We start from the raw sequence: 16,640 nt of genomic DNA on the forward strand, positions 1-16,640 counted from the left end.
CCGCCTTGGCAGGAACGATGGTGCGTTCGGCGTTGCTGGGCGCGTCGCGCAGCGAGCGGCTGCGGCACACCGTCGAGCGCATCCCGCTGACCCGCAACGTCGTCGCCCGGTACGTCGCCGGCGCCGAGCAGAGCGATGCCGTGCGAGTGGCCGGTGAGCTGGCCGGCGAGGGGCTCGCCGTCACCATCGACCACCTGGGCGAGCCCACCCACGACCGCGCCCACGCCACCCGCATCGCGCAGACCTACGTCGCGCTGCTCGAGGCGCTGCACAAGGCCGAGCTCACCCCCGACGTCGAGGTGTCGGTGACGCTGTCGGCGATCGGCCGGACGCTGCCGGCCGACGGCGCCGCCATCGCGCTGGAGAACGCGCAGCAGATCTGCCAGGCCGCCGCCGATGCCGGCACCACGGTGACGCTGGACATGGAGGACCACACCACCACCGACGCCACGCTGGACGTCCTGCGCGAGCTGCGCGCCGACTTCCCGAGCGTCGGCGCGGTGCTGCAGGCCCAGCTCAAGCGCACCGAGTCCGACTGCCGCGACCTCGCCCACGAGGGCTCCCGGGTGCGGCTGTGCAAGGGCGCCTACGACGAGCCCGAGACCGTCGCCTTCCGCGACCGCGGCGAGGTCGACCGCTCGTACGTGCGCTGCATGAAGGTGCTGTTCGCCGGCGCCGGCTACCCGATGATCGCCACCCACGACGCCCGGCTGGTCGAGATCGCCGGGTCGCTGGCCGCCCGGCACCGCCGCGAGCAGGGCAGCTACGAGTACCAGATGCTCTACGGCCTGCGCTCGCGCGAACAGCTCCGGCTGGTCCGGGCCGGCGAGCGGGTCCGCGTGTACGTCCCGTACGGCCCGGAGTGGTACGCCTATCTGGTCCGCCGGCTGGCCGAACGGCCGGCCAACCTCGGTTTCCTCCTGCGATCGGTGGCGAGTTCCAAATGACGGTGGCGCTGCTCGGGGCCGGCGTGATGGGCGAGGCGCTGCTCGCCGGCATCCTGCAGGGACGGCCCGCGTCCGATCTCCTGGTCGGTGAGAAGCGGCCGGAGCGCGCGGCCGAGCTGACCGAGCGGTACGGCGTCGAGGTGGTCGGCAACGCCGAGGCCGTGCGCCGGGCCGGCACCGTCCTGCTCGTGGTGAAGCCGCACGACGTCGGCCCGCTGCTCGACGACGTCGCCGCCGAGGCCCGGCCCGGGCAGTTGTTCGTCTCGCTGGCGGCCGGCATCACGACGGCGTTCGTCGAGGCGCGGCTGCCCGACGGCGTCGCCGTCGTGCGGGTCATGCCGAACACCCCGGCGCTGGTCGGCGAGGGCATGGCCGCCATCTCGCCGGGCACGCACAGCGGCGACGAGCAGTTGCGCGAGGCCGAGGAGCTGCTGCGCTCCACCGGCCGCGTCACGCGGGTGCCCGAGTCGCAGCAGGACGCCGTCACCGCCGTCTCCGGCTCCGGCCCGGCGTACGTGTTCTACGTGGCCGAGTCGATGATCGAGGGCGGCGTCCACCTGGGCCTGACCCGCGCCACGGCCACCGAGCTGGTCGTGCAGACGCTGGCCGGCTCGGCCGCGCTGCTGCGCGACTCCGGCGAGCACCCGACGGTGCTGCGCGAGCGGGTCACCTCGCCCGGCGGCACCACGGCGGCAGCGCTGCGCCAGTTGGAGGACGGCAAGGTCCGCGCCGACTTCCTCGCCGCGCTCGAGGCCGCCCGCGACCGCTCCCGCGCGCTGTCGTCCGGCGAGCCGGCCTGACCATGCACACCGTGCACGTCGCCTGGTCCGACGCCCTGACCGGCTACGACTTCGGCCAGGGGCACCCGCTCAACCCGGTGCGCGTCGACCTCACCATCCGGCTGGCCCGCGCGCTGGGCGTGCTCGACGGCGACGGCGTGCATGTCGAGGAGCCCGAGCCGGCCGACGACGCCACGCTGCGCACCGTGCACACACCCGGCTACCTCGACGCGGTCAAGGCGGCCAGCATCGATCCCAGCACCGTCGACCTCGTGCACGGCCTCGGCACCACCGACGACCCCTGCTTCGCCGGCATGCACGACGCCAGCGCGCTGGTGGCCGGCGGGACGGTCGCGGCGGCCCGGGCGGTCTGGGAAGGACGCGCGCGGCACGGCGTCAACGTCGCGGGCGGGCTGCACCACGCCATGCCGTCCAGCGCGTCCGGGTTCTGCGTCTACAACGACCCCGCGCTGGGCATCCGGGCGCTGCTCGACGCCGGCGCCGAGCGGGTCGCCTACGTCGACGTCGACGTCCACCACGGCGACGGCGTGCAGGCCGTCTTCTACGACGACCCCCGAGTGCTGACGATCAGCCTGCACGAGTCGCCGCGCACGCTGTTCCCGGGCACCGGATTCCCCAGCGAGACCGGCGGCCCCGGTGCCGAGGGCAGCGCCGTCAACGTCGCCCTGCCCCCGGGCACCGGCGACGCCGGCTGGCTGCGCGCCTTCCACGCCGTCGTGCCGCCGCTGCTGCGCGCCTGGCAGCCGCAGGTGCTGTTCACCCAGCACGGCTGCGACAGCCACCTCGACGACCCCCTGGCCCACCTGGCGCTGACGCTGGACGGCCAGCGCGAGTCCTACCGCGTCCTGCACGACCTCGCGCACGAGCTCTGCGACGGCCGCTGGGTCGCTACCGGCGGCGGTGGGTACGCCCTCATCGACGTCGTGCCCCGGGCCTGGACGCACCTGCTGGCCATCGCCGCCGAGCGTCCCATCGACCCCGCGACCGAGACGCCGCCGGCCTGGCGGACGCACGTCCAGGCCCGCTACCACCACACGGCGCCGCGGCGCATGACCGACGGCGGCACCTCCGCGCACACGGACTGGTCCTCGGGCTACGACCCGGCCAGCCCCCTCGACCGCGCCATCCACGCCACCCGCCTCGCCGTCTTCCCCGCCCACGCCCTCGACCCCACCTACTGACAGAGGGAAAGGGCGAGAAGCGATACGCCCCGGGTCGGAACGCCCGAGGGAGCGACCGATGCGCGCCCGCACCTGTCAGCGAAGAGAGCCGGTGGGTGGGGGATGCCGGCAGGGGTAGGCGCGGGCGTCCGAGCGAGGAACGAGCGAGGCGGGCGGGGCCGGCATCCCCCACCCACCGGCGGACCGCGCCAGGAACGAAGCAGCGGAAAGGTCACAAGAGAGGACCAAAACACGTCCAAACCCGGATCACTTCTCGATCCCCTTTCCCATCCGTCACATCCGCCACTACCATCAAGCAACACGTAGCCGAAGACGCGCGTCCAACCCATGGGCGCCGCCGGCACGTCGCGGAGGAGCGATGACGACCAACGGGCCCGAAGCACCACTCGGAGAGGTGCGATTCCTCACTGTCGCCGAGGTGGCGACGGCGATGAGGGTGTCGAAGATGACGGTGTATCGCCTCGTCCACGCGGGCACGCTGCCGGCCGTGCAGGTGGGCCGGTCGTTCCGCATCCCTGAGAGCGCGGTGCACGAGTACCTGCGCGACTCCTACGTCCGGGGTATGGAAGCCGGCTGACGCCGCATCCGATTGGACGACGCCCCCGGTCAGCCGGGTACGCTTGGCCGGTCGCGCGGCTGTCGCGCGTTCAGTCGACCTGCGAGTGAGGTTGCCCTGTGGGCTCTGTGATCAAGAAGCGCCGCAAGCGGATGGCGAAGAAGAAGCACCGCAAGCTCCTGCGCAGGACGCGCGTGCAGCGTCGCCGCATGGGCAAGTAAGTCACTCCGGCGGCCGTGCGGGGGTGGTGTCTCGCGCGGCCGTGCTCCAGGGGAGAGCAGGACACGAGTGTCCAAAGTCGTCATGGTGGTGGGGTCGCCCGGTATCTGGGCGCCCGGCTGGCCGAACGCCTCGCCGACGAGGCGGGGTCGACCGCGTCGTCGGCGTCGATCTCGTCGAGCCGACGCAGAGCATCGGCGGGGCCGAGTTCGTGCGCGCCGACATCCGCACGTCCGACATCGGCCGGGCCATCGACCGGGTCGCGCCCGACACCGTCGTGCACATGAACATCCTCGCGACGCGCGCCGACGCCGGTGGGCGCACGCCGCAGAAGGAGATCAACGTCATCGGCACCATGCAGCTGCTGGCGGCGTGCCAGCGCTCGCGGTCGGTGCGCAAGGTGGTCGTGAAGTCGTCGACGACGGTGTACGGCTCGGGTCCGCAGTCGCCGGCGCTGTTCGCCGAGGACATGGTGGCGGGCACGCACTCGCGGCGCGGGTACGAGAAGGACGCCGGCGAGGTCGAGGCGTACGTGCGCGGGTTCTCCCGGCGCCGGCCCGACGTCGGCGTCACCATCCTGCGGTTCGCGAACGTGCTGGGCCCGCAGATCCGCACCGGCCTGTCCGAGTACTTCGTGCTGCCGGTGGTGCCCGTGGTGCTGGGCCGCGATCCGCGGTTCCAGCTGGTGCACGAGCTCGACTGCGTCGAGGCGCTGCGGGTGGCCACGGTCGAGCACCGGCCGGGCATCTTCAACGTGGCCGGCGACGGCTTCCTGGTGCTGAGCCAGGCGCTGCGGCGGGCCGGCCGGCCCGCGCTGCCGCTGCCCACGCTGGGCTCACCGCTGGTCGGCGGGGTCCTCAAACGCAGCGGCGTCGTCGACATGGACTCCGCGCTGGTGCGATTCCTCACCTTCGGCCGCGGCGTCGACACCACCCGCATGCGCACCCAGCTGAAGTTCGACCCCGTCTACGACACGGTCGCGACGTTCGACGCCTTCGCCGACGCGCGCACCCGCGGCGGGCTGCTCGACCGCGACCGCATCCGCGCCGTCGAGCACACCGTCCGCGGCGTCCTGACGGGGGAGGACGCTCGTGGCCGATAGCCCGTTGCCGGGTCTGCTGGACCGCGTCGCGACCGCCGCCGGCCGGGCTCTGCGCGACCGCCTGGGCATCGACGGCGAACGCCTGGACCACCTGGTCGCGTTCGCCGGGCGCCGGCTGACCGGCGAGTTCGAGGTCGACCCGTTCGGCTTCGACCCCGAGCTGACCGAGACCGTGCTGCTGCCCGCGCTGCGGCCGTTGTACAAGCACTGGTTCCGGGTCGAGGTGCGCGGCATCGAGAACATCCCGGAGACCGGCGCGGCGCTGGTCGCGGCCAACCACTCCGGTACGTTGCCGGTCGACTCCTTGATGACCCAGCTGGCCGTGCACGACACCCACCCGAAGGCCCGGTACCTGCGCGCGCTCGGCGCCACGCTGGTGTTCCAGCTGCCGGTCGTGGCCGACCTCGCCCGCAAGAGCGGCACCACCCTCGCCTGCACCGAGGACGTCGAGGCGCTGCTGGGCAGCGGCGAGCTGGTCGGCGTCTGGCCCGAGGGCTTCAAGGGCGTCGGCAAACCGTTCTCGCAGCGCTACAAGTTGCAGCGGTTCGGCCGCGGCGGGTTCGTGTCCGCGGCGCTGCGCACCAAGGCGCCGATCATCCCGTGCTCGATCGTCGGGGCCGAGGAGATCTACCCGATGATCGGCAACGCCGAGTCGCTGGCCCGGCTGCTCGGCCTGCCGTACTTCCCGCTGACGCCGACGTTCCCCTGGCTCGGCGCGCTCGGGCTGGTGCCGCTGCCGTCGAAGTGGATCATCGAGTTCGGCGAGCCCATCCGCACCGACGACTACCCGCCCGGCGCCGCCGACGACCCCATGGTGGTGTTCGAGCTGACCGACCAGGTGCGCGACACCATCCAGGCGACGCTCACCGAGCTGCTCGAGTTGCGCGGTCCCGCGTTCGGGTGAGGGTCGGCACCGAGCTCCGCTGTGGGTCGGAGGTGCCGGTGGGTGCTGCGCCGGCTCCGCACCCACCGGCACCTCCTCCTGGCCGCTCGCGACGCTCTGTCCGCGCCCGCCAGCGCTGGTCAGGCGGCTCTACGTCTGCCCGCCCGGCCACGCATCTGGGCTGGGTGTGGGATGGGGGTCAGCGGCGTTTGCGGGCGGCGACGATGCCGACGGCGGCTCCTGCGACGGCGCCGGTGCCGGCCGCGATGCCCAGCGTGGTGTTGCGGCGCCGGGCGCGGTAATCGCGGATGCGCCAGTCGTGCTTGCGGGCGTGCCGGCGCAGCTTGCGGTCCGGGTTCACCGCGCACGGGAAGCCGACCAGCGAGAGCATGGGGATGTCGTTCGCGGAGTCGCTGTAGGCGGAGCACCGGCTCAGGTCGAGGTCCTCGCGCTCGGCCAGCGACCTGACGGCGGCCGCCTTGTCGGCGCCGTGCAGGAGGTCGCCGACCAGCCGGCCGGTGTAGGTGCCGCCGACGTGCTCGGCGACGGTGCCCAGGGCGCCGGTGAGGCCGAGCCGCCGGGCGATGATCGTCGCCACCTCGACCGGCGCCGCCGTCACCAGCCACACCCGCTGGCCCTGGTCGATGTGCAGCTGCGCGATCGCCTGGGTGCCGGGCCAGATCTTGTCGGCCATCAGCTCCTCGAAGATCTCCTCGCCGACGCGGGACAGCTCCTCGACCGACCGGCCGGCGATGAACGACAGCGCCGCCGCCCGTGCCTCGAGGATGTGGTCGGGGTCCTCGGCGCCGAGCGCGAACTGCAGCTGCTGCCGTCCGAACCGGAGGATGTCGCTGGTGCGCAGCAGCCCGCGCTGGTGCATGCCGCGGGCCAGGTAGAAGATCGAGGCGCCGCGCAGGACGGTGTTGTCGAGATCGAAGAAGGCGGCGGCGCGCGCGTCGGACGGCAGCTCGATGCCGGCGATCGCCTCGGCGGCGCTGGCGGCGACGTCGGCCCGCGCCCGTTCCGACGCGGCCCCGGTCCGTTCCCTGCGCAAGCGCATGGTCGCCAAGAGTAGCGGCGCGCCGCCTCCGGCGGAGGTCGTCGGGCGGGTCGCCGTAGGGTGGCTTTGCCATGAGCGCCAAGAGGCGCCGATGCGTATGGGTGCTCATTGCAAGGCGAGCGGAAGGGAACCCTCCATGAGCGAACCGCCGCGGGTGCTGCTGCTCGGCCGACCGGGCTGCCACCTGTGTGACGAGGCTCGCACCGTCGTCGACGCGGTCTGTGCCGAGCTGGGTGTCGGCTGGGAGGAGCGCAGCATCGTCGGGGACCCCGAGCTGGAGCGGCGCTACGGCGAGCAGATCCCCGTGACGTTCGTCGACGGTGCTCAGCACGACTTCTGGCGGGTCGACGCCGACCGGCTCCGACGCGCTCTCACCGGCGGGTTATAGAACATCCAGCCCAGAACAGCAACTTTGTGCACACGTTCACAAGCGTCTAGGCTGGGGCGCATCGTAAGTCCTGCCGGTTCGGGTTCGTCACCCGGCCCCCGGATGTCGCCTTCCGTGCCGGCCTACCGGGGAGTGTCGTGACCCGAAACAGCCGTCCGTCGTCCGCACCGACACCAGCCGCGGCGTCGCAGCGCGGTGTGCCGGAGGCGACGGTCGCGCGGTTGCCCCTCTACCTGCGGGCGCTCACCACCCTGGCCGAGCGGGGCGTAGCGACGGTGTCGTCCGAGGAACTGGCGGCGTCTGCCGGGGTCAACTCCGCCAAGCTGCGCAAGGACCTCTCCTACCTGGGCTCCTACGGCACCCGCGGCGTCGGCTACGAGGTCGACTTCCTGCGCCACCAGATCACCCGCGAGATCGGCCTCACCCAGGACTGGGCCGTCGTCATCGTCGGCATCGGCAACCTCGGCCACGCCCTGGCCAACTACGGCGGGTTCGCGTCCCGCGGCTTCCGCATCGCCGCGCTGGTCGACGCCGATCCCACCCGGCTCGGCGAGGAGGTGGCCGGCCTCAACGTCCGGCACGCCGACGAGCTCGAGCAGATCGTCGACGACCTCGGCATCGCCATCGGCGTCGTCGCCACCCCGGCTCGGGCCGCGCAGCTGGTCTGCGACCGCCTCGTCGCGGCCGGCGTCACCAGCATCCTGAACTTCGCGCCGGCCATCGTGCAGGTGCCCGAAGGCGTCGACCTCCGCAAGGTCGACCTCTCCACCGAACTGCAGATCCTCGCCTACCACGAACAGCGCAAGAACGGCGCCGCGCTGGCCCTGACCGCCGAGCAGGCGGCCGAGCTGGCCGAGGCGGTGAACGGATGAGCGTGCTGGCCATCGGTGTCTCGCACCGTAGCGCGCCGGTCGAGGTGCTGGAGTCCGTCGCGCTCGACCGCCCCGCGGTCGGAAAGCTGCTCGACGAGGTGCCGTCGTCGCACCAGATCGCCGAGGCCGTCGTCGTCGCCACCTGCAACCGCCTCGAGCTGTACCTCGACACCGCCACCTTCCACGGCGGCGTCGAAGAGGCGAGCGCCCTGCTGTCGCAGCACACCGGCGCGCCGATCGAGCTGCTCACCCCGTACCTCTACGTGCACTACGGCGACCGCGCGGTGTCGCACCTGTTCCACGTGGTCAGCGGCCTCGACTCCATGGTGGTCGGCGAGACGCAGATCCTCGGCCAGGTGCGCGACGCGTTCCGGCTCGCGCAGACCTCCGGCGCCACCGGCCGGGTGCTGACAGAGCTGTTCCAGACGGCGCTGCGGGTCGGCAAGCGGGCGCACGCCGAGACCGGCATCGACGCCGCCGGCCGCTCGCTGGTGACGCTCGGGCTGGCCCGGGTGCTGCCGGCGGTCGCCGCCGAGGGCTGGTCGTCCGGCCGGGTCGGCGGCGCGTCCTGGCGCGAGCTGCTGACGGGCACGTCCGCGCTGGTCCTCGGCGCCGGGTCGATGGCGGCGCTGGCCGCGGCCACGCTGCAGCGCGAGGGCGTCGACGTCGTCGTCGCCAACCGCACGCAGGAGAACGGCGTCCGGATGGCCGAGGCGGTCGGCGGCCGGGCCGTGCCGATGACGGCGCTGCCGCAGGTGCTGCGCGAGGTCGACCTCGTCATCTCGTGCACCGGCGCGGCCGGCGTCGTGCTGCCGTTCGAGGCCGTCGAGGCGGCGGTCGCGGGCCGCGGCGGGCGCACGCTTGGCATCGTCGACCTCGCCCTGCCGCGCGATGTCGACGCCGGCGTGGCCGAGCTGCCCGGCGTCGTGCTGGCCGACCTCGCCCGGCTCAGCGAGGCCGCCGACGACGACGTCGCCGACGCCAGCACCATGGCCGGCGACGTCTCCGCCGTCCGTTCGATCGTCACCGACGAGGTGGCCGCGTTCGCCACCGCCCAGCGCGCCGCCCAGGTGGCGCCCACCGTCGTCGCGCTGCGCAGCATGGCCGACGACGTCGTCGACGCCGAACTCACCCGCATGGCCGGCCGGCTGCCCGACCTCGACGAGCGCACCCGCGCCGAGATCGCCCGCACCGTCCGCCGGGTGGTCGAGAAGCTGCTGCACCAGCCGACGGTGCGGGTCAAGGAGCTGGCCGCGCAGCCCGACGGCGCGTCCTACGAGGCCGCGCTGCGCGAGCTGTTCGCGCTGGACCGCCGGTCCATCGACGCCGTCGCCAAGCCTGACGGGACGGTGTCCACATGACGACGACTCCGCTGCGGCTGGGCACCCGCCGCAGCGCCCTCGCGATGGCCCAGGCCCGGTACGTGGCCGGCCGCCTCGACGCGCTCGGGCACGACGTCGAGCTGGTCGAGATCACCACCAAGGGTGACGTGTCGACGGCGCCGCTCGACCGCATCGGCGGCACCGGGGTGTTCGTCGCCGCGCTGCGCGAGGCGCTGCTCGACGGCCGCGTCGACCTCGCCGTCCACTCGCTCAAGGACCTCCCGACGGCGCCGGCCGACGGCCTCGTGCTGGCGGCGGTCCCGGAGCGCGAGGACCCCCGCGACGTTCTCTGCGCCCGCGACGGCCTCAAGCTGTCCGACCTCCCCGTCGGAGCGCGCGTCGGCACCGGGTCACCGCGGCGCGAGGCGCAGCTGCGCGCGCTCGGGCTGGGCATCGAGATCGTCGGCCTGCGCGGCAACGTCGACACCCGCCTGGGCAAGGTCACCGACGGCGTGCTCGACGCCGTCGTGCTGGCCCGGGCCGGGCTGTCGCGGCTGGGCCGGCTCGACTCCGTCACCGAGGTGCTCGACCCGATGCAGGTATTGCCGGCGCCGGGTCAGGGCGCGCTCGGCATCGAGTGCCGCACCGCCGACACCGCCCTGGTCGAGGCGCTGGGCGCGCTCGACGACCCCGCTGCCAGGGCGGCGGTCACCGCAGAACGGACCCTCCTCGCCGTGCTCGAGGCCGGTTGTACGGCGCCCGTGGGCGCCTACGCCGAGGCGGCAGAGGGAGATAGTGGCCTCGAGCTGTACGTCCGGGCCGTCGTGGCAGCACGCGACGGCTCAGTGAGTATCCGCAAGTCAGCCACCGGATCCCTCGGGGGGGCGGAGCAGATCGGGCGCGACCTCGCGCACGAGCTTCTCGCCGACGGGGCCGGGGCAGTCGTCGACGCCGCTGGTGCGGCGTCGAAGGAGGAATAGAGTCGTGACCACTCCGCGAGGCGCGCAGAAGCGCGCCGCAGAAGGTGGCGTCGCATTCGTCGGCGCCGGTCCCGGCGATCCGGGGCTGCTCACCCTACGGGCGGTCGAGGTGCTCGGTGGGGCCGACGTCGTCGTCATCGACGAGCCGGCGCACCGTTCGATGCTCGCTTACGCTCCCGGCATCGTCGAGATCGTCGACGTCAGCGTCGACGACGAAGGCGTCACCCTGACGGCGTCCGCGCGCGGGCGCCGTGTCGTCCAGGCCGCCAAGGGGGGCCGGCGGGTCGTCCGCCTCCTCGGCGGTGACCCGTTCACCCATGCCACCGGCGCCGACGAAGCGCTCGCGTGCGCCAAGGCCGGCATCGCGTTCGAGGTGGTCGCGGGCGTTGCCACGGCCACGTCCGTCGCGGCCCACGCCGGCATCCCGCTGGTCACCGGCCGTCGCCGCAGCGTCGAGATCTTCGACGTCGGCGGCAAGATCGACCTGCGGTCCTGTACGGCCGACACCGTCCTGCTGACCGGCGTCACCGAGCAGCTCGGCCTGCTCGCCGACGCGCTGGTCGACGCCGGCCGGGTGCCGTCCACGCCGATGGCCGTCGTGACGTCCGGCAGCACCGTCGAGCAGCAGACCGTCGTGTCGACGCTCGGCGCCATCGTGGCCGACGTCCGCGCGGCCAAGATCGAGGGCCCGTTCGTCGTCATCGTCGGCGACACCATCGAGCACCGCGACTCCCTGTCGTGGTTCGAGACGAAGGCGCTGTTCGGCTGGCGCGTCCTGGTGCCGCGCACCAAGGAGCAGGCCGGGGTGCTGTCGACGGCGCTGCGCCGCTCCGGCGCGGTCCCCGAGGAGGTCCCGACGATCTCCGTCGAGCCGCCGCGCAACCCGCAGCAGATCGACAAGGCCGTCCGCGGCATGGTCGAGGGCCGCTACGAGTGGATCGCGTTCACCTCGGTCAACGCGTTGCGCGCGGTCAAGGAGAAGCTGACGGCGTACGGCCTCGACGCTCGCGCGCTGTCCGGCCTCAAGGTCGCCGCCGTGGGTGAGAAGACGGCCGAGGCGCTGCGCTCGTGGGGCATCGAGCCCGATCTCGTCCCGTCCGGCGAGCAGTCCGCGGTCGGCCTGCTGAACGACTGGCCGCCGTACGACGAGGTGCTCGACCCGATCAACCGAGTGTTCCTGCCGCGCGCCGACATCGCGACGGAGACGCTGGCCGCCGGCCTGACGGACATGGGCTGGGAGGTCGACGACGTCACCGCGTACCGCACGGTGCGCGCGGCGCCGCCGCCGGCCGAGACCCGCGACGCCATCAAGACCGGCAAGTTCGACGCGGTCGCGTTCACGTCGTCGTCGACGGTGCGCAACCTCGTCGGCATCGCCGGCAAGCCGCATTCGTCCACCGTCGTGGCCTGCATCGGCCCGGCGACGGCGAAGACCGCCGAGGAGCACGGCCTGCGGGTCGACGTCCTGGCGCCCGAGCCGTCCATCGAGGCGCTGGCCGACGCGCTGGCGCAGTTCGGCCTGACTCGCCGGCTGGCGATGGTCGAGGCCGGCGAGCCGGTGCTGAAGCCGTCGCAGCGGCGCCGGGCCTCCGCCCGTCGCAAGAGCGCCCAGTAGGAGAGGACACCGGCATGGGCTACCCGCAGATCCGGCCGCGCCGGCTGCGCACCACGCCGGCCATGCGCCGGCTCGTCGCCGAGACGTCGCTGGAGCCGCGCCACCTGGTGCTGCCGATGTTCGTCCGCGAGGGCGCCACCGAGCCGCGGCCGATCTCGTCCATGCCGGGCGTCGTGCAGCACACCATGGAGTCGCTGCGCAAGGCCTCGCTGGAGGCGGCCGAGGCCGGGGTCGGCGGGCTGATGCTGTTCGCGATCCCAGAGCGGAAGGACGCCGTCGGCTCCGGCGGCGTCGACCCGAAGGGCCCGCTCAACGCGGCGATCCGCGAGGTCGTCGCCGAGGTGGGCGACGCGACCGTCGTCATGGCCGACCTCTGCATCGACGAGTTCACCGACCACGGCCACTGCGGCGTGCTGGCGCCCGACGGCTCCGTCGACAACGACGCGACGCTCGAGGTGTACGGCCGCATGGCCGTCGCCCAGGCTGAGGCCGGCGTGCACGTCGTCGGGCCGAGCGGCATGATGGACGGCCAGGTCGGCGCCGCCCGTGCGGCGCTCGACGCGGCCGGGCACACCGACGTCGCGATCCTGGCCTACGCCGCCAAGTACGCGTCCGCCTTCTTCGGCCCGTTCCGCGAGGCCGTCGAGTCGTCGCTGACCGGCGACCGCATGACGTACCAGCAGGATCCCGCGAACGGGCTGGAGGCGTTGCGCGAGACCGCCCTCGACGTCGACGAGGGCGCCGACATGGTCATGGTCAAGCCGGCCATGTCCTATCTCGACGTGCTCGCCCGGGTCCGTGACCTCGTCGACGTCCCGGTCGCGGCCTACCAGATCTCCGGCGAGTACGCGATGATCCAGGCCGCCGCCGAGCGCGGCTGGATCGACCGCGACCGCGCCGTCATGGAAGCGCTGACGTCCATCCGCCGGGCCGGCGCGGACATCGTGCTCTCCTACTGGGCGGTCGAGGCCGCCCACTGGCTGCGCGCCGCTCGCTGACATTCACACTGTCGCACCCGGCCGGTAAGGTCAGCTGTCACAACCGGGTCGAGGAGTGACAGTGCATCGCGAACGGGAGCAGTGGGGCAGCCGGGCCGGCTTCCTGCTGGCGGCCATCGGCTCGGCCGTCGGCCTGGGCAACATCTGGCGGTTCCCCTACGTCGCCTACGACAACGGCGGTGGCGCGTTCCTGCTGCCCTACTTGGTGGCGCTGCTCACCGCGGGCATTCCGCTGTTGGTGCTCGAGTACGCCATCGGCCACCGCTACCACGGCTCGCCGCCGCTGGCGTTCCGGCGCATCCACAAGCGGGCCGGCGTGCTCGGCTGGTGGCAGGTCGCCATCTGCGTGGTCATCGCCGCCTACTACGCCGTCATCATCGCCTGGGCGGCCCGCTACATCGGGTTCTCGGTCGGCCAGGACTGGGGCGACGACCCCGAGGCGTTCCTGCTGGGCGAGTTCCTCGAGGTCGGCGAGCCGGGCGCCATCACGTCGTACGTGTCCGGCGTGTTCTGGCCGCTCGTCGCGGTCTGGGCGTTCGTGCTGGTCGTGCTGGCGCTCGGGGTGCGGCGCGGCATCGAGCGGGCCAACCGCGTGTTCATCCCGCTGCTGGTCGTGTTGTTCCTCATCCTGGTCGGCCGGGCGCTCTTCCTCGACGGCGCCGCGCTGGGCCTCGACGCGCTGTTCTCGCCCGACTGGGACGCCATCACCGACGGCAGCGTGTGGGTGGCCGCATACGGGCAGATCTTCTTCTCGCTGTCGGTCGGCTTCGGCATCATGATCACCTACGCCTCGCACCTGCACCGCCGGTCCGACCTCACCGGGTCGGCGCTGGTGGCGGGCTTCGCGAACAGCTCGTTCGAGATCCTGGCCGGCATCGGTGTCTTCGCCACGCTGGGCTTCATGGCCGCCTCGTCCGGGGTCGCCGTCGACGAGGTGGCGCAGTCGGGCGTGGGCCTCGCGTTCATCGCCTTCCCGCAGATCATCTCGACCCTCACCAGCGGCGCCGGGCTGTTCGGCGTGTTGTTCTTCGCCTCGCTGGTCATCGCCGGCGTCACGTCGCTCATCAGCATCGTGCAGGTGGTGGTGTCGGCCACCCAGGACCGCACCGGCATGCGCCGCGTCCCCGCGGTCCTGACGGTCGGCGGCGGCATCGCGCTGATCTCGATCCTGATCTTCCCGACCGCGCAGGGCCTGCACTACCTCGACGTCGCCGACCACTTCATCAACCAGTACGGCATCGTCCTCGCCGCGTTCGTCGTCGTGGTGGTCGTGGCGTGGGGCCTGCGGCTGCTGCCGTCGCTGCGGGCGCACGCGAACCTCACGTCCACGGTCCGGCTCGGCGTGTGGTGGCAGGTGGCGCTCGGCGTCGTCACCCCGGTCATGCTCGGCTGGATGCTCTGGGACAGCCTGCGCCAGGAGTTCGACGAGAACTACGCGGGCTACTCCGACGGCTTCCTGCTCGCGGTGGGCTGGGGCGTCGCCATCGGCGCCGTCGTGGTGGGCGTGCTGCTGTCGCTGTTCCCCTGGCGCGGGCGCGACACCTTCGTCCCGGCCGAACTCGAGACCGTCGGCGGAGGGGAGCGGGCATGAGCGCCGGAGCGGTCGTCATGCTGATCGTGGCCATCGTCATCGTCTGGGGCGGCCTGCTGGCCAGCCTCGTGCACCTGCGCCGGCACCCCGACGTCGGACCGCCCGAAACCGACTGATCGGGAGCAACACCCTGGAATCAGACGCTTACTTGACTGATTCCAGAAAAGCGTCGAGGATCGGATCATGCCCACCGACGAGCAGCTCCGCGACGACGCCGCGGTGCGGCTGCGTGCGGCCGGGCTGCGGGTCACCGCGCCCCGCGTGGGCGTGCTCGTCGCCCTCGAGCGCGAGTCGCACGCCGACGCCGACACCGTCGCGCGGCACGTGCGCGGTTCGCTCGGCGCCGTCTCCACCCAGGCCGTGTACGACGTCCTGCACGCGCTGACCGAGGCGGGGCTGCTGCGCCGCATCGAGCCGGCCGGGTCGGCGGCGCGCTACGAGACCCGCGTCGGCGACAACCACCACCACATGATCTGCCGGGGCTGCGGCGTCATCGCCGACGTCGACTGCTCCGGGGCGGCGCCGTGCCTGGCGCCCGAGCACACGCACGGCTTCGTCCTCGACGAAGCCGAGGTGACCTTCTGGGGGCTCTGCCCCGCCTGTCAATCAGCGAACGAGGAGAATGCATGAGCTCTACGCCGCACTCGACCACGAACTCCGGCGCCCCGGTGGCCAGCGACGCCCACTCGCTGACGGTCGGGCCGGACGGGCCGATCGTGCTGCACGACCACTACCTGGTCGAGAAGCTGGCCCAGTTCAACCGCGAGCGGGTCCCCGAGCGCGTGGTGCACGCCAAGGGCGGCGGCGCGTTCGGCGTCCTCGAGGTCACCGAGGACGTCAGCCAGTTCACCAAGGCGGCGCTGTTCCAGCCGGGCGCCCGCACGGAGGCGCTGGCGCGGTTCTCGTCCGTCGCCGGCGAGCAGGGCAGCCCCGACACCTGGCGCGACCCCCGCGGCTTCGCGCTGAAGTTCTACTCGACCGAGGGCAACTACGACCTCGTCGGCAACAACACCCCGGTGTTCTTCCTGCGCGACACCATCAAGTTCCCCGACTTCATCCGCTCGCAGAAGCGGCTGCCGGGCTCCAACCTGCGCGACCACGACATGCAGTGGGACTTCTGGACGCTGTCGCCCGAGAGCGCGCACCAGGTCACGTGGCTGATGGGCGACCGCGGGCTGCCGCGCACGTGGCGCAACATGGACGGCTTCGGCTCGCACACGTACCAGTGGATCAACGCCGGCGGCGAGCGGTTCTGGGTGAAGTACCACTTCCGCACCGACCAGGGCCACGAGTTCCTGAGCCAGGCCGACGCCGACCGCATCGCCGGTGAGGACGCCGACCACCACATCCGCGACCTCTACGAGGCCATCGCTCGCGGCGACGCCCCCTCGTGGACGGTGCACGTGCAGGTCATGCCGTACGCCGACGCCGCGAGCTACCGGTTCAACCCGTTCGACCTCACGAAGGTGTGGCCGAAGGCCGACTACCCGCTGATCAAGGTCGGCACGCTGCGACTCGACCGCAACCCGGAGAACTACTTCGCGCAGATCGAGCAGGCCGCGTTCGAGCCGAGCAACTTCGTGCCCGGCATCGCCGCGAGCCCCGACAAGATGCTGCTCGGCCGCATCTTCTCCTACGCCGACGCGCACCGGTACCGCATCGGCACCAACTACGCGCAGCTGCCGGTCAACGCGCCGAAGAACGAGGTCAACTCGTACGCGAAGGACGGCGCCATGCGGTTCTCCTACGCGTCGCCGGAGCGCCCGGTGTACGCCCCGAACAGCCACGGCGGCCCGGCGGCCGAGCCGTCGCTGGTCGGCGACGCCGGCTGGGAGTCCGACGGCGAGATGGTGCGCGCCGCGGCCACCCTGCACGCCGAGGACGACGACTTCGGCCAGGCCGGCACGCTGGTGCGCGAGGTCCTCGACGACGCCGCCCGCGACCGCCTGGTCGCGAACATCGCCGGTCACGTGTCCAACGTGACCACCGACGAGCTGCGGCAGCGCGTCTACGCCTACTGGCGCAGCGTCGACGAGACGCTCGGCAAGCGGGTCGAGGCGGCCGTCGGCAGCTGACCCATCCCGCCGCACCCCCTGCGGCCGCGAATCCGTGCGGCCGCAGGGGGT

General features: G+C 72.7%; 18 protein-coding genes. 17 read left to right on the top strand and 1 reads right to left on the bottom strand.

Annotation, left to right across the window (positions count from 1 at the left end):
• Positions 1-17: 17 nt before the first annotated feature.
• The 7 genes from BLU82_RS00095 (at position 18) to BLU82_RS00125 (ending at position 5,709) form a co-directional block, all read left to right on the top strand.
• On the top strand, positions 18-947 hold the full coding sequence (locus BLU82_RS00095; RefSeq protein WP_092614085.1) for a proline dehydrogenase family protein: 930 nt from the start codon (positions 18-20) through the stop codon (positions 945-947).
• Positions 944-1,747: a pyrroline-5-carboxylate reductase gene (proC, locus tag BLU82_RS00100; protein WP_092614087.1), complete on the top strand. Its 804-nt coding sequence runs from the start codon at positions 944-946 to the stop codon at positions 1,745-1,747. Before BLU82_RS00095 ends, proC begins: the two co-directional genes overlap by 4 nt.
• A 2-nt stretch (positions 1,748-1,749) precedes the next feature.
• Positions 1,750-2,928, top strand: a complete 1,179-nt coding sequence (locus BLU82_RS00105; RefSeq protein ID WP_092614089.1) for an acetoin utilization protein AcuC — start codon at positions 1,750-1,752, stop codon at positions 2,926-2,928.
• Between the two features lie 358 nt (positions 2,929-3,286).
• Positions 3,287-3,505, top strand: a complete 219-nt coding sequence (locus BLU82_RS00110) for a helix-turn-helix domain-containing protein (RefSeq protein WP_053206210.1) — start codon at positions 3,287-3,289, stop codon at positions 3,503-3,505.
• A gap of 98 nt (positions 3,506-3,603) precedes the next feature.
• Entirely contained in the window at positions 3,604-3,705 is a 102-nt protein-coding gene (locus BLU82_RS00115) for a 30S ribosomal protein bS22 (RefSeq protein ID WP_074946526.1), read from the top strand.
• A gap of 209 nt (positions 3,706-3,914) precedes the next feature.
• Positions 3,915-4,805: an NAD-dependent epimerase/dehydratase family protein gene (locus BLU82_RS00120; protein ID WP_231947660.1), complete on the top strand. Its 891-nt coding sequence runs from the start codon at positions 3,915-3,917 to the stop codon at positions 4,803-4,805.
• Positions 4,806-4,854: 49 nt separating this feature from the next.
• Positions 4,855-5,709: a lysophospholipid acyltransferase family protein gene (locus BLU82_RS00125; RefSeq protein WP_370246351.1), complete on the top strand. Its 855-nt coding sequence runs from the start codon at positions 4,855-4,857 to the stop codon at positions 5,707-5,709.
• Positions 5,710-5,887: 178 nt separating this feature from the next.
• On the opposite strand, the gene BLU82_RS00130 is transcribed toward BLU82_RS00125, so the two are convergent.
• A complete protein-coding gene (locus tag BLU82_RS00130; protein WP_092625219.1) occupies positions 5,888-6,748 on the bottom strand; it encodes an HAD family phosphatase in 861 nt (286 codons plus the stop codon).
• A 136-nt stretch (positions 6,749-6,884) separates the two neighbouring features.
• Between BLU82_RS00130 and BLU82_RS00135 the strand changes: the two genes are divergently transcribed.
• The 10 genes from BLU82_RS00135 (at position 6,885) to BLU82_RS00180 (ending at position 16,589) form a co-directional block, all read left to right on the top strand.
• Positions 6,885-7,136 carry a glutaredoxin family protein gene (locus BLU82_RS00135; protein ID WP_092614093.1) on the top strand — a complete coding sequence of 84 codons (252 nt, stop codon included), beginning with the start codon at positions 6,885-6,887 and terminating at the stop codon, positions 7,134-7,136.
• Positions 7,137-7,273: 137 nt separating this feature from the next.
• A complete protein-coding gene (locus tag BLU82_RS00140; protein ID WP_092614095.1) occupies positions 7,274-8,008 on the top strand; it encodes a redox-sensing transcriptional repressor Rex in 735 nt (244 codons plus the stop codon).
• Positions 8,005-9,369, top strand: coding sequence for a glutamyl-tRNA reductase (locus BLU82_RS00145; RefSeq protein WP_092614097.1), 1,365 nt, complete (start codon positions 8,005-8,007; stop codon positions 9,367-9,369). Before BLU82_RS00140 ends, BLU82_RS00145 begins: the two co-directional genes overlap by 4 nt.
• Positions 9,366-10,310, top strand: coding sequence for a hydroxymethylbilane synthase (hemC, locus tag BLU82_RS00150; protein WP_092614099.1), 945 nt, complete (start codon positions 9,366-9,368; stop codon positions 10,308-10,310). The genes BLU82_RS00145 and hemC overlap by 4 nt, the downstream gene beginning before the upstream one ends.
• On the top strand, positions 10,288-11,925 hold the full coding sequence (locus BLU82_RS00155) for a bifunctional uroporphyrinogen-III C-methyltransferase/uroporphyrinogen-III synthase (protein WP_092614101.1): 1,638 nt from the start codon (positions 10,288-10,290) through the stop codon (positions 11,923-11,925). The genes hemC and BLU82_RS00155 overlap by 23 nt, the downstream gene beginning before the upstream one ends.
• Before the next feature lie 14 nt (positions 11,926-11,939).
• The gene (gene hemB, locus BLU82_RS00160; protein WP_092614103.1) at positions 11,940-12,923 is read left to right on the top strand and encodes a porphobilinogen synthase; all 984 of its coding nucleotides are present in this window, start codon (positions 11,940-11,942) and stop codon (positions 12,921-12,923) included.
• A gap of 61 nt (positions 12,924-12,984) precedes the next feature.
• Entirely contained in the window at positions 12,985-14,514 is a 1,530-nt protein-coding gene (locus BLU82_RS00165) for a sodium-dependent transporter (protein ID WP_092614105.1), read from the top strand.
• On the top strand, positions 14,511-14,630 hold the full coding sequence (locus BLU82_RS00170; RefSeq protein ID WP_092614107.1) for a methionine/alanine import family NSS transporter small subunit: 120 nt from the start codon (positions 14,511-14,513) through the stop codon (positions 14,628-14,630). Before BLU82_RS00165 ends, BLU82_RS00170 begins: the two co-directional genes overlap by 4 nt.
• Positions 14,631-14,697: 67 nt before the next feature.
• Positions 14,698-15,144 carry a Fur family transcriptional regulator gene (locus tag BLU82_RS00175; RefSeq protein ID WP_092614109.1) on the top strand — a complete coding sequence of 149 codons (447 nt, stop codon included), beginning with the start codon at positions 14,698-14,700 and terminating at the stop codon, positions 15,142-15,144.
• Positions 15,141-16,589 carry a catalase gene (locus BLU82_RS00180; RefSeq protein ID WP_092614111.1) on the top strand — a complete coding sequence of 483 codons (1,449 nt, stop codon included), beginning with the start codon at positions 15,141-15,143 and terminating at the stop codon, positions 16,587-16,589. The genes BLU82_RS00175 and BLU82_RS00180 overlap by 4 nt, the downstream gene beginning before the upstream one ends.
• Positions 16,590-16,640: the final 51 nt, after the last annotated feature.

The sequence above is a fragment of the Jiangella sp. DSM 45060 genome, from assembly GCF_900105175.1.
Taxonomy (GTDB): domain Bacteria; phylum Actinomycetota; class Actinomycetes; order Jiangellales; family Jiangellaceae; genus Jiangella.

Coding starts and splice junctions, on each gene's coding strand:
- BLU82_RS00095 (WP_092614085.1), top strand. CDS start 18: ATGGTGCGTTCGGCGTTGCTGGGCGCGTCGCGCAGCGAGCGGCTGCGG.
- proC (WP_092614087.1), top strand. CDS start 944: ATGACGGTGGCGCTGCTCGGGGCCGGCGTGATGGGCGAGGCGCTGCTC.
- BLU82_RS00105 (WP_092614089.1), top strand. CDS start 1,750: ATGCACACCGTGCACGTCGCCTGGTCCGACGCCCTGACCGGCTACGAC.
- BLU82_RS00110 (WP_053206210.1), top strand. CDS start 3,287: ATGACGACCAACGGGCCCGAAGCACCACTCGGAGAGGTGCGATTCCTC.
- BLU82_RS00130 (WP_092625219.1), bottom strand. CDS start 6,748: ATGCGCTTGCGCAGGGAACGGACCGGGGCCGCGTCGGAACGGGCGCGG.
- BLU82_RS00135 (WP_092614093.1), top strand. CDS start 6,885: ATGAGCGAACCGCCGCGGGTGCTGCTGCTCGGCCGACCGGGCTGCCAC.
- BLU82_RS00145 (WP_092614097.1), top strand. CDS start 8,005: ATGAGCGTGCTGGCCATCGGTGTCTCGCACCGTAGCGCGCCGGTCGAG.
- hemC (WP_092614099.1), top strand. CDS start 9,366: ATGACGACGACTCCGCTGCGGCTGGGCACCCGCCGCAGCGCCCTCGCG.
- hemB (WP_092614103.1), top strand. CDS start 11,940: ATGGGCTACCCGCAGATCCGGCCGCGCCGGCTGCGCACCACGCCGGCC.
- BLU82_RS00170 (WP_092614107.1), top strand. CDS start 14,511: ATGAGCGCCGGAGCGGTCGTCATGCTGATCGTGGCCATCGTCATCGTC.
- BLU82_RS00175 (WP_092614109.1), top strand. CDS start 14,698: ATGCCCACCGACGAGCAGCTCCGCGACGACGCCGCGGTGCGGCTGCGT.
- BLU82_RS00180 (WP_092614111.1), top strand. CDS start 15,141: ATGAGCTCTACGCCGCACTCGACCACGAACTCCGGCGCCCCGGTGGCC.